Genomic DNA, 15581 nt, shown 5'->3' with positions numbered 1-15581 from the left:
TTACTCCCAAAGTATGATGAATCACTAAAATCGTCATACTTTCCTGTCGTTGAGATTGCCGTCTTGTCTATTATCCGCCTCACCCTGCTGGCGCTGCTCGCCTGCGTCCCTCTGCTGGCTCAGGCCGCGCCGTACCAGCTCACCACCGCCTGGCCGGTTAACGTCGGCCCGCTGAATCCCCATCTCTATACGCCCAACCAGATGTTTGCCCAAAGCATGGTCTATGAACCGCTGGTGAAGTATCAGGCTGACGGCAGCGTACAGCCCTGGCTGGCAACCCGCTGGCGTCACTCCGCCGACGGCAAAACCTGGTGGTTCACCCTGCGCGACGATGTGGCCTTCTCCAACGGCGAACCGTTTAATGCCCAGGCCGCGGCGGCCAATTTTCAGGCGGTGCTGGCCAACCGCCAACGCCACGCTTGGCTTGAGCTCGCCAACCAAATAACCGACGTGCGGGCCCTCAGCGCCACCGAGCTGCAGATCACCCTGAAAAGCGCCTACGCCCCCTTACTGCAAGAGCTGGCCCTGCCCCGCCCGTTCCGCTTCATCGCCCCCTCGCAGTTTATCGATGGCGGCACCGCCAGGGGCATTAAAGCCCCGATCGGCACCGGCCCGTGGCGGCTGGCAAGCTCGCAGCTCAATCAGCGCGATGTGCTGGTGCGCAATGAGCGCTACTGGGGTCGCAAACCCGCGCTACAGCAAATCACCATCAAGGTGATCCCTGACGCCACCAGCCGGGCGGTGGCGTTCGAAACCGGGGAAATCGATATGCTCTACGGCGATGAAGGGCTGCTGCCGCTGGACACCTTCGAACGCTTTCGCCATCACCCCGGCTACGTGGCGCGCCTGTCCGCCCCGGCGGAGACGGTAATGCTGGCGCTAAACGCCAGCCAGGGCCCGACCCGCGAGCAGGCGGTTCGTGAGGCGCTCAACTACGCCGTCGATAAACAGACCCTTGTCGATAGCGTGTTGTATGGCACCCAGCAGGTTGCCGACACCCTGTTTGCCCCCTCCGTCCCTTACGCCCCGCAGAATCTGACGCCGCGCCGTTACGACCCGACAAAAGCCCGCGCCCTGCTGGAACAGGCCGGCTGGCAGCAGCTGGAGGGCCAGCCCTGGCGACAAAAAGCCGGGCAACCGTTGGCGATTGAGCTGGCGTTTATTGGCACCGACGCGCTGGCTAAATCGATGGCCGAAATTATTCAGGCCAATCTGCGGCAGGTCGGCGTGCAGGTCACCCTGGTGGGCGAGGAGGAAAGCAGCATTTACGCGCGCCAGCGCGAAGGCCGCTTCGGCATGATCTTCAATCGCACCTGGGGCGCGCCCTACGATCCGCATGCCTTTTTAAGCTCGATGCGCGTCCCTTCGCATGCGGATTACCAGGCCCAGCGCGGCCTGCCAGACAAGGCACTGATTGATAAAGAGATTAGTGAAGTGCTGACCACCGGGGACGAGGCGCAGCGGAGAAAACTGTACCATGATGTGCTGACCCGTCTGCATCAGGACGCGGTGTATCTGCCCATCAGCTATGTCTCGCTGATGTCGGTCGCGCGCCAGGAGGTCGGGGAGATCCCGTTCGCCCCGGTGACCAGCGAGATCCCTTTCGACCAGATTACCCCGGTAACGCCATAATGCTACGCTATATTTTACGCCGCCTGCTGCTGCTGATCCCGCTGCTGCTCGCCGCCTCAGCCATCATCTTTCTGCTGCTGCGGCTCGGCACCGGCGACCCGGCGCTGGATTATTTACGTCTGTCGAACCTGCCGCCCACTGAAGAGATGGTTGCCTCGACCCGCGAGCTGCTGGGGCTCAACCAGCCGCTGGCAATGCAGTATCTGCACTGGCTATGGCGGGCGCTGCACCTGGATTTCGGTCTCTCCTATGCCACCCAGCGCCCGGTGCTGGACGACCTGCTGCACTTCCTGCCGGCCACCCTGCTGCTCACCGGCGCGGCGCTGGCGCTGATCCTCGTCACCTCCCTGCCGTTGGGCATCTGGGCGGCGCGCCATCGCGATCGCCTGCCGGACTATATCGTACGGCTGATTGCCTTCCTCGGCGTCTCAATGCCCAACTTCTGGCTGGCCTTTCTGCTGGTGATGCTCTTTTCCGTGCATCTGCAGTGGCTCCCGGCGATGGGGTATGGCGACTGGCAGCACCTGATATTGCCCGCCGTCTCCATCGCCTTTATGTCGCTGGCGATCAACGCCCGCCTGCTGCGCGCCAGCATGCTGGACGCCGCCAGCCAGCGTCACGTGATATGGGCGCGGCTGCGCGGATTGAGCGCGCGCCAGGTGGAGCGCCGACATATCCTGCGCAATGCCACCCTGCCGGTGGTGACCGCCATGGGCATGCACATTGGCGAGCTGATCGGCGGCACCATGATTATCGAAAATATCTTTGCCTGGCCCGGGGTCGGCCGCTACGCAGTTTCCGCCATTTTCAATCGCGATTACCCGGTGATCCAGTGCTTTACCCTGATGATGGTGACGGTGTTCGTGCTGGCTAATCTGGCGGTAGATGTGCTTAACGCGGCGCTCGACCCGCGCCTGCGCCGCCACGAGGAGGTGAGCGCATGAGAGGGCTACAAAGCTTTCGCTGGCCGGTAAAACTGGCCATGCTGGTTATCGCGCTGCTGGCGGTCATCGCCATCGGCAGCGGCTGGTGGCTGCCCTGGGATCCAGCGGCGATTGACCTTCAGCAGCGGCTGCTACCGCCGGGCGCAGCGCACTGGCTCGGCACCGATCATCTCGGCCGGGATATTTTCTCACGCCTGCTGGCCGCCACCCGCGTTTCGCTGGGGGCGGTGATGGCTTGTCTGCTGCTGGTGCTGCTGATCGGCCTGGCGGTCGGCGGCTGCGCCGGACTGCTGGGCGGCCGCGCCGACCGCGGCCTGATGCGCATCGCCGAACTGTTTATGACCTTTCCGACCTCGATCCTGTCGTTCTTTATGGTGGGAGTGCTGGGTACCGGGCTGACCAACGTGATCCTCGCCATTGCGCTGTCACACTGGGCCTGGTACGCCAGAATGGTGCGTAACCTGGTGGTTTCCCTGCGCCAGCGCGAATTTATCCTCGCCGCCCGTCTGAGCGGCGCCAGCCAGTGGCGGCTGTTCAGCGACCATCTGGCCGGCGCGGTGATCCCCTCGCTGCTGGTGCTCGCCTCGCTGGATATCGGCCATATGATGCTTCACGTAGCCGGCATGTCGTTCCTCGGTCTCGGCGTCAGCGCACCGACGGCGGAATGGGGGGTGATGATCAACGACGCCCGGCAGTATATCTGGACCCAGCCGCTGCAAATGGTCTGGCCGGGGCTGGCGCTGTTCATCAGCGTGATGGCTTTTAACCTGCTGGGCGACGCGCTGCGCGATCGTCTCGATCCCCACCTGATCGCGGAGCATAGCCACTGATGCCGCAGAAGATCCAACTGGAACAGATCTCGCTTGCCGCTGACCGACCGCTGGTCAGCGACGTCTCCTTCACCCTGCGCCGCGGCCAGGTGCTGGCGCTGCTCGGCAGCAGTGGTTGCGGAAAATCGCTGACCTGCGCCGCCGCGCTGGGCCTGCTGCCGCCCGGCGTCAGGCAAACCGCCGGCCGGGTGCTTCTCGACGGCATTCCGGTGCACGGCGAACAGCTGCGCGGGGCGACCATCGCCACCATCATGCAGAACCCGCGCAGCGCCTTTAACCCGCTGCATACCATGGCCGCGCACGCCCGGGAAACCTGCCGGGCAGTCGGTCGTGAAGCGAATGACGCCGTGCTGCTGGCAGCGATGGAGGAGGTCGGTCTGGACAATCCGCGGGCGCTGCTGAAGCGCTACCCTTTTGAAATGAGCGGGGGCATGCTGCAACGGATGATGGTCGCTCTCGCCCTGCTCAGCCGCGCGCCCTTTATCATCGCCGACGAGCCGACGACCGATCTCGATGCCATCGCCCAGGCGCGCATCCTCGACCTGCTGGCGGATATTGTCGCCAGGCGCGGTCTGGGACTGCTGCTGGTGACGCATGACATGGGCGTCGTGGCGCGGCTGGCGCATCACGTAACGGTGATGGAGAACGGTCGCCTCGTTGAACACTGCGATGTGAATACGCTATTTAGCGCCCCGCGGCACCCGCTCAGCCAGCGCCTGCTGGCCGCGCATCTGGCGTTATACGGTCTGGAGAAAACACCATGAATTTACTCAGCGCTACCGGGGTGAGTCACGATTATCCTCACCACGGCAGGGTCCTGCATGCGATCCATCTCGCCATCGCCCCTGGCGAAACGGTGGCCCTGCTCGGACGCAGCGGCTGTGGGAAAAGCACCCTGGCGCGGATGCTGGTGGGTCTGGAAACGCCGCAGCACGGCGATATTGCCTGGCGCGGCGCGCCGCTGACTGCCCTGAAGGGCGAGGCCATCGGCGCCTTCCGCCGTGATATTCAGCTGGTATTTCAGGATGCCTTCAGCGCGGTGAATCCGCGCAAAACGGTGCGCGAGATCGTCAGCGAGCCGCTGCGCCATCTGTTGTGCTTGTCGCGTGAGGCGCGTGCGCGGCGGGTGGAAGAGATGCTGCTGGCCGTCGACCTCGCGCCGTCGCTGCTCGATAAGCGCCCGGCGCAGCTCAGCGGCGGACAGCTGCAGCGCGTCTGCCTGGCACGCGCCCTGGCGGTACGGCCGCAGCTGTTGATCCTTGATGAAGCGGTTTCAAATCTCGATCTGCTGCTGCAGGCGGAGATTATCGCCCTGCTGAAGCGTCTACAGGCGCAGTTTGACACCGCCTGCCTGTTCATCACCCATGACCTGCGGCTGGTGGAGCGCTTTTGCCAGCGAGTGCTGGTGATGGAGCACGGGCGCATCGTCGAAACCGCAACGGTTAGTCTACCGCTACGCCTGCGTTCCCCTGCCGGACAGGCGCTCCAGCAGGCGGTGCTCCCCCCTTTTCCTGCCACTCTGCTTAACGAGGCCATGCCATGCAGCGCGTAACCCTGACCCTTGATGATGACCTGCTGGCCGCCCTCGATGCGCTAAGCGCCCGCCGCGGCTACCACAACCGTTCGGAGGCGGTACGCGATATTCTGCGCGACGCCCTCAACCAGGATCCTCCGTCGCCGGAATCACGGCGCGGGTATGCCGTCCTGTCGTACGTGTATGAACATGAGAAACGCGAACTGGCGAGCCGGCTGGTGGCCACCCAGCATCATCATCACGATCTCTCCGTCGCCACGCTGCATGTACATATCAGTCATGACGACTGCCTGGAGATTGCGGTGCTGAAAGGTGATATGGCCGAGGTACAGCATTTTGCCGACGACGTGATTGCCCAGCGCGGCGTGCGCCATGGGCATTTGCAGTGTTTAGCGGATGATTAATTATTTGAAAATTCTTGGGTGGTTTATCAACAGTTGATAAACCACATAAACTATACGCTTTGTGAATTATCCCTCTTCGCCAATAATGGCGCCTCATTTAACGATCTCGTTATGGCGAGGCTCCTGCATAAATACAAGTTACCGCCCTGTTGGTATCGAGAGAGACCACTCAGGGAAATACAGGCTTCCATCGAATCAAGGTGTTGCCAAGGTAACTTCTGGCGGTCATGACCGTTCAGATACGTTATGCAGTGCTAAAACCAGGACGTAGGGATCTGCCTGCGCTAACCCTGTCTTGTTCGCCCCTATGAGTGATTTTTTATAGGGATTTTTAAACATGTCTTCCATTCAACTCTGCGCCGCCCATCAGGCGACCTCTGGCTTCGACGGCGATGCGATCGCCCAGTACATGCGTACCGATTTTATTACGCTGCAGGAACATCTCAGCGTTCATGAGGCGCGCGAACACTTTATCTCCCAGCTGGCCAGCGATGATATTCCCGGGCAGGTGTTTGTCGTCGCCGGCAAGAAGCTGCGTGGCAGCCTGTCGGTCAAAAAGCTACTCCAGGAAACGGATATCAACCAGTCTATCCGCCACCTGATGGACAGCTGCCTGTTTCGCGTCAAACCTGACGATGAGCGCCAGCAGGTGATTGCCGAGCTCAGCGAGCGCGGCCTCGACCTGGTCCCCGTCGTCGATAAAGGCGAGCTGGTCGGCTGCCTGATGGAGAAGGAGATCGCCCATCTGCTGGAGGATGACGTCACCGAAGATGCTCAGCTGCAGGGGGCAACGCTGCCGCTGGAAAAACCGTACCTCGAGATCAGCCCCTGGACGCTGTGGAAAAAACGCTCGGTGTGGCTGCTGCTGCTGTTCGTGGCCGAAGCCTACACCAGCAGCGTACTGCAGCATTTCGAAGAAGCCCTGGAATCGGCCATCGCGCTGGCCTTCTTTATTCCGCTGCTCATCGGCACCGGCGGCAACAGCGGAACGCAGATCACCTCGACGCTGGTGCGCTCGATGGCGCTGGGGGAAGTGCGACTGCGCGATATGGGGCGGGTGATCCGCAAAGAGGTATCGACTTCGTTTCTGATTGCCCTGACCCTGGGCCTGGCGGGCTGCCTGCGCGCCTGGATGATGGGGATTGGCATGGAAATCACGCTCATCGTCAGCCTGACGCTGGTGTGCATTACCCTGTGGAGCGCGATTGTCTCCTCGGTCATTCCGATGGTGCTTAAGCGGATCGGCATTGACCCGGCGGTAGTTTCCGCGCCCTTTATCGCCACGCTGATTGATGGCACCGGGCTAATTATCTATTTCAAAATCGCCCAGTATTTTCTTGGGTTGAACTGATCATATACGTCCGGGCACCAGGGCGCCCGGACGCGTAGATTACCCTTCCACCAGCGCCTGCGCGCAGGCCCAGGCGCTTGACCACGCCCACTGGAAGTTATACCCCCCGAGCCAGCCGGTAACGTCCATCACTTCGCCGATAAAGTAGAGACCCGGCGCCTTACGCGCCTCCATAGTACGCGACGAGAGTTCGTTGGTGTCCACGCCGCCGAGGGTCACCTCCGCCGTCCGGTAGCCTTCGGTGCCGTTCGGCTGCACGCGCCAGGCGGTTAACGTCTCCACCAGCGTCTGCTGATCGCGAACGTTCAGTTGCTTGAGCGTCACATCAGGTATCTGCCCCAGCTGCTGCAGACACTCCACCAGCCGCTTCGGCAGCTGCATCGCCAGGGTGTTCTTCAGGCTCTGGTTGGGATGCGCGCTGCGCTGCTCGTTAAGGAAGTCATCAAGATCGCAGTCCGGTAGCAGATTAACGGTGACGAACTCGCCGGGCTGCCAGTAGCTGGAAATTTGCAGCACCGCCGGTCCGGAAAGGCCGCGGTGGGTGAACAGCAGATTTTCGCGAAACAGAGTGCCGTTCTCGGCGGTAATGGTCGACGGCACCGACACGCCGGAGAGGACCTGCAGCTGCTCAAGCAATGGCTTGTGGAGGGTAAACGGCACCAGCCCCGCGCGGGTCGGCAGCACCTTCAGGCCGAACTGCTCGGCGACTTTATAGCCAAACGGCGAGGCGCCGAGCCCCGGCATCGACAGACCGCCGGAGGCGATCACCAGCTTTTTGGTCACCAGCGTTTCGCCGTTCACCTGTAGCCGGTAGCCTTGTTCATCGCGCTCCACGCTGAGGATTTCGCTGCGCAGACGGATCTGCACGCCGCCCTTTTCACATTCCGCGAGCAGCAGATTGACGATCTGCTCCGCCGAATCATCGCAAAACAGCTGGCCGAGGGTCTTCTCATGCCAGGCGATGCCGTATTTACCGACCAGCTCGATAAAGTCCCACTGGGTGTAGCGCGCCAGGGCAGATTTGCAAAAATGCGGGTTTTGGCTCAAATAGGCCGCCGGTTCAACATACATGTTGGTAAAGTTGCAGCGGCCGCCGCCGGACATCAGAATTTTTCGCCCCGGCTTTTTGCCGTTATCCAGCAGCAGGACGCGGCAGCCAAGCTGGCCCGCCTGCGCTGCGCAAAACATTCCCGCCGCTCCGGCGCCAACGACAATGGCATCAAACCTTTCCACACCGCGTTCCTCGTTCCCCAATTGTCGGGTTTTGTAAATATTTCACTCTGGTCACACCAGCGGGAAAAATCCCGCATTATATACATCATTGAAAGATATAGGATTACTCCCAACAGGGTAAAACCTAAACAGGAAGAAAATCAAAAAAAGTCTATATTTCACTTTGCCCGCGCCGCTAAAGTCACTGATAATGCGCCGCGTTCATGTCCTCAAAATGGCGTAACGTCCTATGCTACATTTATTTGCCGGTCTGGATTTACATACCGGACTATTATTATTGCTTGCTTTAGCTTTTGTACTGTTTTACGAAGCGATTAACGGTTTCCATGATACCGCAAACGCGGTGGCTACGGTTATCTACACTCGCGCAATGCGCTCACAGCTCGCTGTGGCGATGGCGGCGCTCTTCAACTTCTTCGGCGTTCTGCTGGGCGGTCTCAGCGTAGCCTATGCCATCGTGCATATGCTGCCGACCGATCTGCTGCTTAACATGGGTTCCGCACATGGCCTCGCCATGGTGTTCTCTATGCTGCTGGCGGCGATCATCTGGAACCTCGGCACCTGGTACTTCGGTCTTCCAGCTTCCAGTTCTCATACCCTGATTGGCGCCATCATCGGCATTGGTTTAACCAATGCGCTGATGACCGGTACTTCCGTGGTTGATGCGCTGAATATCCCGAAAGTCATCGGTATTTTTGCTTCGCTTATCATCTCGCCGATCGTCGGTCTGGTGATCGCGGGCGGCCTGATTTTCCTGCTGCGTCGCTACTGGAGCGGAACCAAAAAACGCGCGCGTATCCACCTCACGCCCGCAGAGCGTGAAAAGAAAGACGGTAAGAAAAAGCCGCCGTTCTGGACCCGTATCGCGCTGATCCTGTCTGCTATTGGCGTGTCGTTCTCTCACGGTGCTAACGATGGGCAGAAAGGCATTGGCCTGGTGATGCTGGTGCTGATCGGCGTCGCGCCGGCGGGTTTCGTGGTGAATATGAATGCCTCTGGTTACGAAATCACCCGTACCCGCGATGCGGTCAACAACGTGGAAACCTTCTTCCAGCAGCGTCCTGAACTGCTGAAAAAAGCCACCGGCGTCGATCAGCTGGTGCCTTCTCCGGATACCAATACCGCGGCCAATGGCGAGTTCCACTGCCATCCGGCGAACACCATCAACGCCCTTGACCGCGTCAAAACCATGCTGACCGGCGTTGAGAACTACGAGTCGCTAAAACCGGAACAGCGCGGCCAGCTGCGTCGCATCATGCTCTGCATCTCCGACACCACCGACAAGGTGGCGAAGCTGCCGGATGTGAGCGCTGACGACCAGCGTCTGCTGAAGAAACTGAAAACCGATATGCTGAGCACCATCGAGTACGCGCCAATCTGGATTATCATGGCTGTCGCGCTGGCGCTGGGTATCGGCACCATGATCGGCTGGCGCCGCGTGGCGACCACCATCGGTGAGAAGATTGGTAAGAAAGGCATGACCTACGCTCAGGGGATGTCGGCTCAGATGACCGCAGCGGTTTCTATCGGTCTGGCGAGCTACACCGGGATGCCGGTTTCCACCACCCACGTACTCTCCTCCTCGGTAGCGGGGACGATGCTGGTGGATGGCGGTGGTCTGCAGAAAAAGACGGTGACCAGCATTCTGATGGCCTGGGTGCTGACCCTGCCGGCAGCGATTATCCTTTCAGGCGTCCTTTACTGGCTCTCCCTGAAACTGATTTAAGCGTTATTCGTTCAAAACGGGCCAGCTTGCTGGCCCGTTTTTTTATTCTGAAACGTTAGTGCCAGATCATCAGCGCAATCAGGCTCACCACCACCAGGCCGCACAGGGCGCTGGTCAGGATAAACTGGCGACGAACACGTTCGCAGCGACGAATAAATTCATCATCGTGATGGTCACGGTAGCGCTGGGCATAGATATACCACACCAGCCGCATCTGTTTGCTGGGCTGCCCGTGCGAGGTAAAAAAGCCGCCGCCATCAACATACTGATAGAGCAAGGGATCGCAACCACGTAGCACCACCAATAATGCACGCAACGATGAGAAGTAGCGTGCCATATTCACCACACAAACGACACACAGGGCCCAAAACAGCGCAATAGTGCTGATCATACCTCCTCCCCGGCGACCCGCCTACGGAGAAAACCTCCGCGGCTACCGCTCCCCAAATAACCCACGACGATACCGTAAAGAGTGCGATTCCGATCACATTTATTTTTCCGACCGGCTCATTAAATAGTGTAGGAGATCCATTAATTTTTTTACCACAAGGTTATTCGTTATCAATACGTAAGACGGATAAATTTGTTTAACTTTTAGGTGAACCCAGTGCATTGACGGAGTGCGGGGGGCGCTATAAGGTAGGAAATATCTTCTACAATGAAGTCCTTAAAGGCTACCCTCCCGCGAATGTAGCACGCAGGACGCGGGCGAAACGGCAGCGCCAGCTGTCAGGTCCAATGGTCATCGACAAACTTATGGAAGGAGTAACACTATGGCTTACAAACATATTCTGATTGCAGTAGACCTGTCCCCGGAGAGTAAAGTACTGGTTGAAAAAGCCGTTTCTATGGCCCGCCCGTATAACGCGAAAGTCTCCCTGATCCATGTGGATGTGAATTACTCCGACCTCTACACCGGGCTGATTGACGTTAACCTCGGCGACATGCAAAAACGCATCTCCGAAGAGACCCATCACGCGCTGACCGAGCTCTCGACCAACGCAGGCTATCCCATCACCGAGACCCTGAGCGGCAGCGGCGACCTTGGCCAGGTGCTGGTCGATGCGATTAAAAAATACGATATGGACCTGGTGGTCTGCGGCCATCATCAGGACTTCTGGAGCAAGCTGATGTCCTCTGCCCGCCAGCTGATTAACACCGTTCATGTCGACATGCTGATCGTCCCGCTGCGCGACGAAGAAGACGAATAACCGTCTCGTTTTATCCGCGCAATACGCCCGCCGATGCGGGCGTTTTTTATTTTCGCTTTCCCTCGCCATGCGGCAGAACTTCAATCCATAAAATCGCCATTCAATTAGTGTGATCAACCAGTTATTCGGCGAAATATCTATATAATAATCTATTCCATAAGCCAATAACCGCAGCATGGCGAGTTATCAGACATTTTCGGCGCGTTCTGGCATACGCGTTCATACTTTTTGGGAAAGTAATACAAGGCGAAGGAATATGAATACAACTGCACCTACGGGCTTGCTGCAGCAACCTCGTCCGTTCTTTATGATCTTCTTTGTGGAGCTCTGGGAACGTTTTGGCTATTACGGCGTTCAGGGGATCCTGGCGGTCTTCTTTGTTAAACAGCTGGGCTTCTCTCAGGAACAGGCCTTTATCACCTTCGGCGCCTTCGCGGCGCTGGTTTACGGGCTGATCTCCATCGGCGGCTACGTGGGCGACCATTTGCTGGGGACCAAACGCACGCTGGTGCTCGGCGCCATTGTGCTGGCTATCGGCTACTTTATGACCGGGATGTCGCTGCTGAAACCGCAGCTGATCTTTATCGCTCTCGGCACCATCGCCGTCGGCAACGGTTTGTTTAAAGCCAACCCGGCGAGCCTGCTCTCCAAATGCTATCCGCCGAAGGATGCCCGTCTCGACGGGGCATTTACCCTGTTCTATATGTCGATAAACATCGGTTCGCTGCTGTCGCTGTCGCTGGCGCCGGTGATCGCCGAAAAATTTGGCTACGCGGTAACCTATAACCTGTGCGGCGCGGGGCTGATTATCGCGCTGCTGGTCTACTTCGCCTGCCGCGGGATGGTGAAAGATATTGGCTCCGAGCCGGATCATCGCCCCCTCAGCCTACGCAATCTGGCGCTGGTGCTGGCCGGTACGGTGGTAATGATTTTTCTCTGCGCCTGGCTGATGCATAACGTGATGATCGCCAACCTGGTGCTGATTGTTCTGTCGGTCGTGGTTATTGCGTTCTTTTTCCGTGAGGCGTTTCGCCTCGATAAAACTGGACGCAACAAAATGTTCGTCGCCTTTATTCTGATGATCGAGGCGGTGCTGTTTTACATTCTGTATGCCCAGATGCCGACCTCGCTGAACTTCTTCGCCATCAACAACGTCCATCATGAGATCCTTGGCTTTACCATCAACCCGGTCAGCTTCCAGGCGCTGAATCCCTTCTGGGTAGTGGTCGCCAGCCCGGTGCTGGCGGCGATCTACACCCATCTCGGTCATAAGGGTAAAGACCTGACCATGCCGGTGAAATTTACCCTCGGGATGTTCCTCTGCGCGCTGGGCTTCCTGACCGCCGCAGCCGCCGGGATGTGGTTCGCCGACGCCCAGGGGTTAACCTCGCCGTGGTTTATTGTGCTGGTCTATCTGTTCCAGAGTCTGGGCGAACTGTTAATCAGCGCTCTGGGGCTGGCGATGGTTGCCGCGCTGGTGCCGCAGCATCTGATGGGCTTTATTCTGGGGATGTGGTTTCTGACCCAGGCCGCCGCTTTCCTGCTGGGCGGCTATGTGGCGACCTTTACCGCGGTGCCGGAAAACATCACCGACCCGCTGCAGACCCTGCCGGTCTACACCAATGTGTTCAGTAAAATTGGCCTGGTGACGCTGGGCGTCACGGTGGTAATGGCGCTGATGGTGCCGTGGCTGAACCGGATGATTAATACACCGGCCAGCGCCGAGTAACCGTTTGAGATGGCCGATCCGCTGGCGCCGTTTGTTTAAATATTGCGGTTCCCGGCTCGCGCTACAATTTGGTAGCCCGGATAAGGCGCTTTGCCCGCTATCCGGGTGATATCACAACGGCGAAAAATTACGCCGGCGTACCGGCGTAAATATCAAACCGATGTCCTTTGGTCACCACCGCGTTAGGCGTGGCGACATCCGCCAGCGGCGGCGCATAATCCGGGCGCTTGACCACCACTCGTTTGGTCGCCAACTGACGCGCTGGCGCCAACAGGCCATCGGCGTCTAAATCCGGCCCCACCAGCGACTGAAAGACGCGCATCTCTTTCTTCACCAGCGCGCTTTTCTGCTTATGCGGGAACATCGGATCGAGGTACACCACCTGCGGGCGCGGGGTGATATCGGTTAACGCCGTCAGGCTGGAGGCGTGGATCAGCTGCAGCCGCTCCTGCAGCCAGCCGCCGATTTCCGCGTCAGCATAGCCGCGCGCCAGGCCATCATCGAGCAGCGCGGCGACCACCGGATTACGCTCCAGCATCCGCACGCGACAGCCGACCGACGCCAGCACAAAGGCATCGCGTCCCAGCCCGGCCGTCGCATCGACGACATCCGGCAGGTAATCGCCTTTAATACCCACCGCTTTAGCCACCGCTTCGCCGCGGCCGCCGCCAAACTTGCGCCGGTGGGCCATCGCCCCGCCGACGAAATCGACGAAGATGCCGCCAAGCTTGGGCTCATCGCGCTTGCGTAGCTCCAGATGCTCCGTCGTCAGCACCAGCGCCATCGGGTTACCGTCATCCTGCTCCAGCCCCCAGCGGGCGGCTAAAACAGATAAGGCGCCGTCACCGGCGCCTGTTTCATCAATTAAGCAGATCTTCACGTAGCAATCAGCCTTTGATCCCGTAATGCTCCAGCATCGCGTCCAGCTGCGGCTCACGCCCGCGGAAGCGTTTGAACAGCTCCATCGGCTCTTCGGAACCGCCGCGGCTCAGGATATTGTCGAGGAACGACTGACCGGTTTCACGGTTGAAAATCCCCTCTTCTTCGAAGCGTGAGAAGGCGTCTGCCGCCAGCACGTCGGCCCACAGGTAGCTGTAGTAACCTGCCGCATAGCCGCCAGCGAAGATGTGGCTGAAGGCGTGCGGGAAGCGGCCCCAGGTCGGCCCCGGCACCACGGCGACCTGCTTTTTAATTTCGGCCAGGGTCTCAAGGATTTTCGCTCCCTGCTCCGGTTTGTACTCCGCATGCAGGCGGAAATCGAACAGGCCGAACTCCAGCTGGCGCAGAATAAACATCGCCGCCTGGTAGTTTTTCGCCGCCAGCATTTTCTCCAGCAGCTCCTGCGGCAGCGGTTCACCGGTTTCATAATGGCCGGAGATAAACGCCAGCGCTTCCGGCTCCCAGCACCAGTTCTCCATAAACTGGCTCGGCAGCTCGACCGCATCCCACGGCACCCCGCTGATGCCGGAAACCCCGGCGGTGTCGATGCGAGTCAGCATATGGTGCAGACCGTGGCCGAACTCGTGGAACAGGGTGATCACTTCGTCATGGGTGAACAGCGCCGGCTTGCCGTTGACCGGGCGGTTGAAGTTACAGGTCAGGTAGGCGACCGGCTTCTGCAGGGAACCATCCAGTTTACGCATCTGGCCGACGCAGTCGTCCATCCACGCCCCGCCGCGCTTATGCTCGCGGGCATACAGGTCGAGATAGAAGCTGCCGCGCAGCTCGTTGTGTTCGTCATACAGCTCGAAGAAGCGCACTTCCGGATGCCACACATCGACATCGGTACGCTCTTTAGCGGTAATACCGTAAATGCGCTTAACCACTTCAAACAGGCCGCTAACGGCTTTGTTTTCCGGGAAATAGGGGCGCAGCTGCTCATCGCTGATGCTGTAGAGGTGCTGCTTCTGTTTTTCGCTGTAGTAGGCAATGTCCCACGGCTGCAGCTCATCGACGCCAAACTCGGCTTTGGCGAAGGCGCGCAGCTGGGCCAGCTCTTTTTCGCCCTGCGGACGGGCGCGTTTTGCCAGGTCGGTGAGGAAGTCGAGCACCTGCTGCGGATCCTTCGCCATTTTGGTGGCGAGGGATTTAAACGCATAGCTGTCAAAGCCCAACAGCTGCGCCAGCTCGTGACGCAGGGCGAGGATCTCCGCCATCACCGGGCTGTTATCCCATTTCCCGGCGTTCGGGCCCTGATCGGAGGCGCGGGTGGAATAGGCGCGATACATCTCTTCGCGCAGCGCCTGGTTATCGCAGTAGGTCATCACCGGCAGATAGCTCGGAATATCCAGGGTCAGCAGATACCCTTCCTGCTCTTTGGCCTGTGCCTGAGCCTGAGCGGCGGCCAGCGCGCTTTCCGGCATGCCGGCCAGATCGGCGACATCGGTCACCAGCTTGTTCCAGCCCATGGTGGCGTCGAGGACGTTGTTGCTGTACTGGTTGCCCAGCTCAGAGAGGCGCGCGGCGATTTCACCGTAGCGTTTCTGCGCCTCCGGCGGCAGGCCAATCCCGGATAATTCAAAATCGCGCAGCGCGTTATCAACCGCTTTTTTCTGCGCGGTATTCAGCGTGGCGTAGTTATCACCATCGCGCAGGTCGCGGTAGGCTTTATACAGGCCTTCATGCTGGCCGACCCAGGTGCTGTACTCGGAGAGCAGCGGCAGCGTCTGTTCGTAGGCCTCACGCAGTTCAGGGCTGTTTTTAACCGAATTCAGATGGCTGACAGGCGAGAAGATGCGTCCCAGCACATCGTCCACTTCCGCCAGCGGCTGGCAAAGATTTTCCCAGCTATACGGCGCGCCATGCGCCACCGCGCTTTCCACCGCGGCCCGGCAATCCTCCAGCGCTTTGGTGACCGCAGGGACCACGTGCTCTGGTTTGATCGCAGAAAAAGGCGGCAGGGAGAAAGGCGTCAATAATGGATTGGTCATATGCGCTGTCCTGTTGAAAAGGGTGAATGAAGCGCGCGTCCGGCGCTTATGCATGAG

At 59.4% G+C, this 15581-nt stretch carries 14 protein-coding genes and 1 riboswitch; of the genes, 10 read left to right on the top strand and 4 right to left on the bottom strand.

The annotated features are described in order from the left end of the window. Window positions 1-63 precede the first annotated feature (63 nt). The 7 genes from nikA (at window position 64) to OHJ17_RS01320 (ending at window position 6695) form a co-directional block, all read left to right on the top strand. Window positions 64-1632 carry a nickel ABC transporter substrate-binding protein gene (nikA, locus tag OHJ17_RS01350; protein WP_004173960.1) on the top strand — a complete coding sequence of 523 codons (1569 nt, stop codon included), beginning with the start codon at window positions 64-66 and terminating at the stop codon, window positions 1630-1632. Then, the gene (nikB, locus tag OHJ17_RS01345) at window positions 1632-2576 is read left to right on the top strand and encodes a nickel ABC transporter permease subunit NikB (protein WP_004150102.1); all 945 of its coding nucleotides are present in this window, start codon (window positions 1632-1634) and stop codon (window positions 2574-2576) included. The genes nikA and nikB overlap by 1 nt, the downstream gene beginning before the upstream one ends. Next, window positions 2573-3406, top strand: coding sequence for a nickel ABC transporter permease subunit NikC (gene nikC, locus OHJ17_RS01340; protein ID WP_004151422.1), 834 nt, complete (start codon window positions 2573-2575; stop codon window positions 3404-3406). The genes nikB and nikC overlap by 4 nt, the downstream gene beginning before the upstream one ends. After that, entirely contained in the window at window positions 3406-4170 is a 765-nt protein-coding gene (locus OHJ17_RS01335; RefSeq protein WP_004186019.1) for a nickel import ATP-binding protein NikD, read from the top strand. The genes nikC and OHJ17_RS01335 overlap by 1 nt, the downstream gene beginning before the upstream one ends. After that, complete coding sequence (nikE, locus tag OHJ17_RS01330; protein ID WP_032433664.1) at window positions 4167-4958, top strand: nickel import ATP-binding protein NikE; 792 nt, start codon at window positions 4167-4169, stop codon at window positions 4956-4958. Before OHJ17_RS01335 ends, nikE begins: the two co-directional genes overlap by 4 nt. Then, window positions 4946-5344, top strand: coding sequence for a nickel-responsive transcriptional regulator NikR (nikR, locus tag OHJ17_RS01325; RefSeq protein WP_002921188.1), 399 nt, complete (start codon window positions 4946-4948; stop codon window positions 5342-5344). The genes nikE and nikR overlap by 13 nt, the downstream gene beginning before the upstream one ends. Window positions 5345-5442: 98 nt before the next feature. Beyond that, window positions 5443-5624: riboswitch (M-box (ykoK) riboswitch) on the top strand. 57 nt (window positions 5625-5681) lie between these two features. Beyond that, window positions 5682-6695: a magnesium transporter gene (locus OHJ17_RS01320; RefSeq protein ID WP_004181490.1), complete on the top strand. Its 1014-nt coding sequence runs from the start codon at window positions 5682-5684 to the stop codon at window positions 6693-6695. A 39-nt stretch (window positions 6696-6734) separates the two neighbouring features. Here the strand turns inward: OHJ17_RS01320 and OHJ17_RS01315 are convergent, their stop codons facing one another. After that, on the bottom strand, window positions 6735-7928 hold the full coding sequence (locus OHJ17_RS01315) for a BaiN/RdsA family NAD(P)/FAD-dependent oxidoreductase (RefSeq protein WP_004150109.1): 1194 nt from the start codon (window positions 7926-7928) through the stop codon (window positions 6735-6737). A 229-nt stretch (window positions 7929-8157) separates the two neighbouring features. Between OHJ17_RS01315 and pitA the strand changes: the two genes are divergently transcribed. Beyond that, window positions 8158-9654, top strand: a complete 1497-nt coding sequence (gene pitA / locus OHJ17_RS01310) for an inorganic phosphate transporter PitA (RefSeq protein WP_002921200.1) — start codon at window positions 8158-8160, stop codon at window positions 9652-9654. Window positions 9655-9709: 55 nt separating this feature from the next. Here the strand turns inward: pitA and uspB are convergent, their stop codons facing one another. Further along, window positions 9710-10045: a universal stress protein UspB gene (gene uspB, locus OHJ17_RS01305; RefSeq protein ID WP_002921203.1), complete on the bottom strand. Its 336-nt coding sequence runs from the start codon at window positions 10043-10045 to the stop codon at window positions 9710-9712. A gap of 382 nt (window positions 10046-10427) precedes the next feature. Here uspB and uspA point away from each other — a divergent pair, with 382 nt between their 5' ends. Together uspA and dtpB are read left to right on the top strand one after the other, a co-directional pair. Next, window positions 10428-10865: a universal stress protein UspA gene (uspA, locus tag OHJ17_RS01300; RefSeq protein ID WP_004145166.1), complete on the top strand. Its 438-nt coding sequence runs from the start codon at window positions 10428-10430 to the stop codon at window positions 10863-10865. Between the two features lie 280 nt (window positions 10866-11145). Further along, window positions 11146-12594, top strand: a complete 1449-nt coding sequence (dtpB, locus tag OHJ17_RS01295) for a dipeptide/tripeptide permease DtpB (RefSeq protein ID WP_004219006.1) — start codon at window positions 11146-11148, stop codon at window positions 12592-12594. Window positions 12595-12721: 127 nt separating this feature from the next. Here the strand turns inward: dtpB and rsmJ are convergent, their stop codons facing one another. Both rsmJ and prlC read right to left on the bottom strand, forming a co-directional pair. After that, a complete protein-coding gene (rsmJ, locus tag OHJ17_RS01290) occupies window positions 12722-13474 on the bottom strand; it encodes a 16S rRNA (guanine(1516)-N(2))-methyltransferase RsmJ (RefSeq protein ID WP_020317213.1) in 753 nt (250 codons plus the stop codon). A gap of 7 nt (window positions 13475-13481) precedes the next feature. Further along, the gene (prlC, locus tag OHJ17_RS01285; protein WP_004173955.1) at window positions 13482-15524 is read right to left on the bottom strand and encodes an oligopeptidase A; all 2043 of its coding nucleotides are present in this window, start codon (window positions 15522-15524) and stop codon (window positions 13482-13484) included. Window positions 15525-15581: the final 57 nt, after the last annotated feature.

This window comes from Klebsiella sp. KP20-425-1 (assembly GCF_025813515.1).
Classification (GTDB): Bacteria; Pseudomonadota; Gammaproteobacteria; order Enterobacterales; family Enterobacteriaceae; genus Klebsiella; species Klebsiella pneumoniae.
The sequence above is the reverse complement of the archived record's forward strand: the minus strand, read 5'-3'. Positions and strand labels throughout refer to the sequence as shown.

What these genes read in the sequence shown, in the direction of transcription:
- OHJ17_RS01320 (WP_004181490.1), top strand. Translation starts at nt 5,682, where the DNA reads ATGTCTTCCATTCAACTCTGCGCCGCCCATCAGGCGACCTCTGGCTTC.
- nikE (WP_032433664.1), top strand. Translation starts at nt 4,167, where the DNA reads ATGAATTTACTCAGCGCTACCGGGGTGAGTCACGATTATCCTCACCAC.
- OHJ17_RS01335 (WP_004186019.1), top strand. Translation starts at nt 3,406, where the DNA reads ATGCCGCAGAAGATCCAACTGGAACAGATCTCGCTTGCCGCTGACCGA.
- uspA (WP_004145166.1), top strand. Translation starts at nt 10,428, where the DNA reads ATGGCTTACAAACATATTCTGATTGCAGTAGACCTGTCCCCGGAGAGT.
- pitA (WP_002921200.1), top strand. Translation starts at nt 8,158, where the DNA reads ATGCTACATTTATTTGCCGGTCTGGATTTACATACCGGACTATTATTA.
- nikB (WP_004150102.1), top strand. Translation starts at nt 1,632, where the DNA reads ATGCTACGCTATATTTTACGCCGCCTGCTGCTGCTGATCCCGCTGCTG.
- uspB (WP_002921203.1), bottom strand. Translation starts at nt 10,045, where the DNA reads ATGATCAGCACTATTGCGCTGTTTTGGGCCCTGTGTGTCGTTTGTGTG.
- nikC (WP_004151422.1), top strand. Translation starts at nt 2,573, where the DNA reads ATGAGAGGGCTACAAAGCTTTCGCTGGCCGGTAAAACTGGCCATGCTG.
- nikR (WP_002921188.1), top strand. Translation starts at nt 4,946, where the DNA reads ATGCAGCGCGTAACCCTGACCCTTGATGATGACCTGCTGGCCGCCCTC.
- prlC (WP_004173955.1), bottom strand. Translation starts at nt 15,524, where the DNA reads ATGACCAATCCATTATTGACGCCTTTCTCCCTGCCGCCTTTTTCTGCG.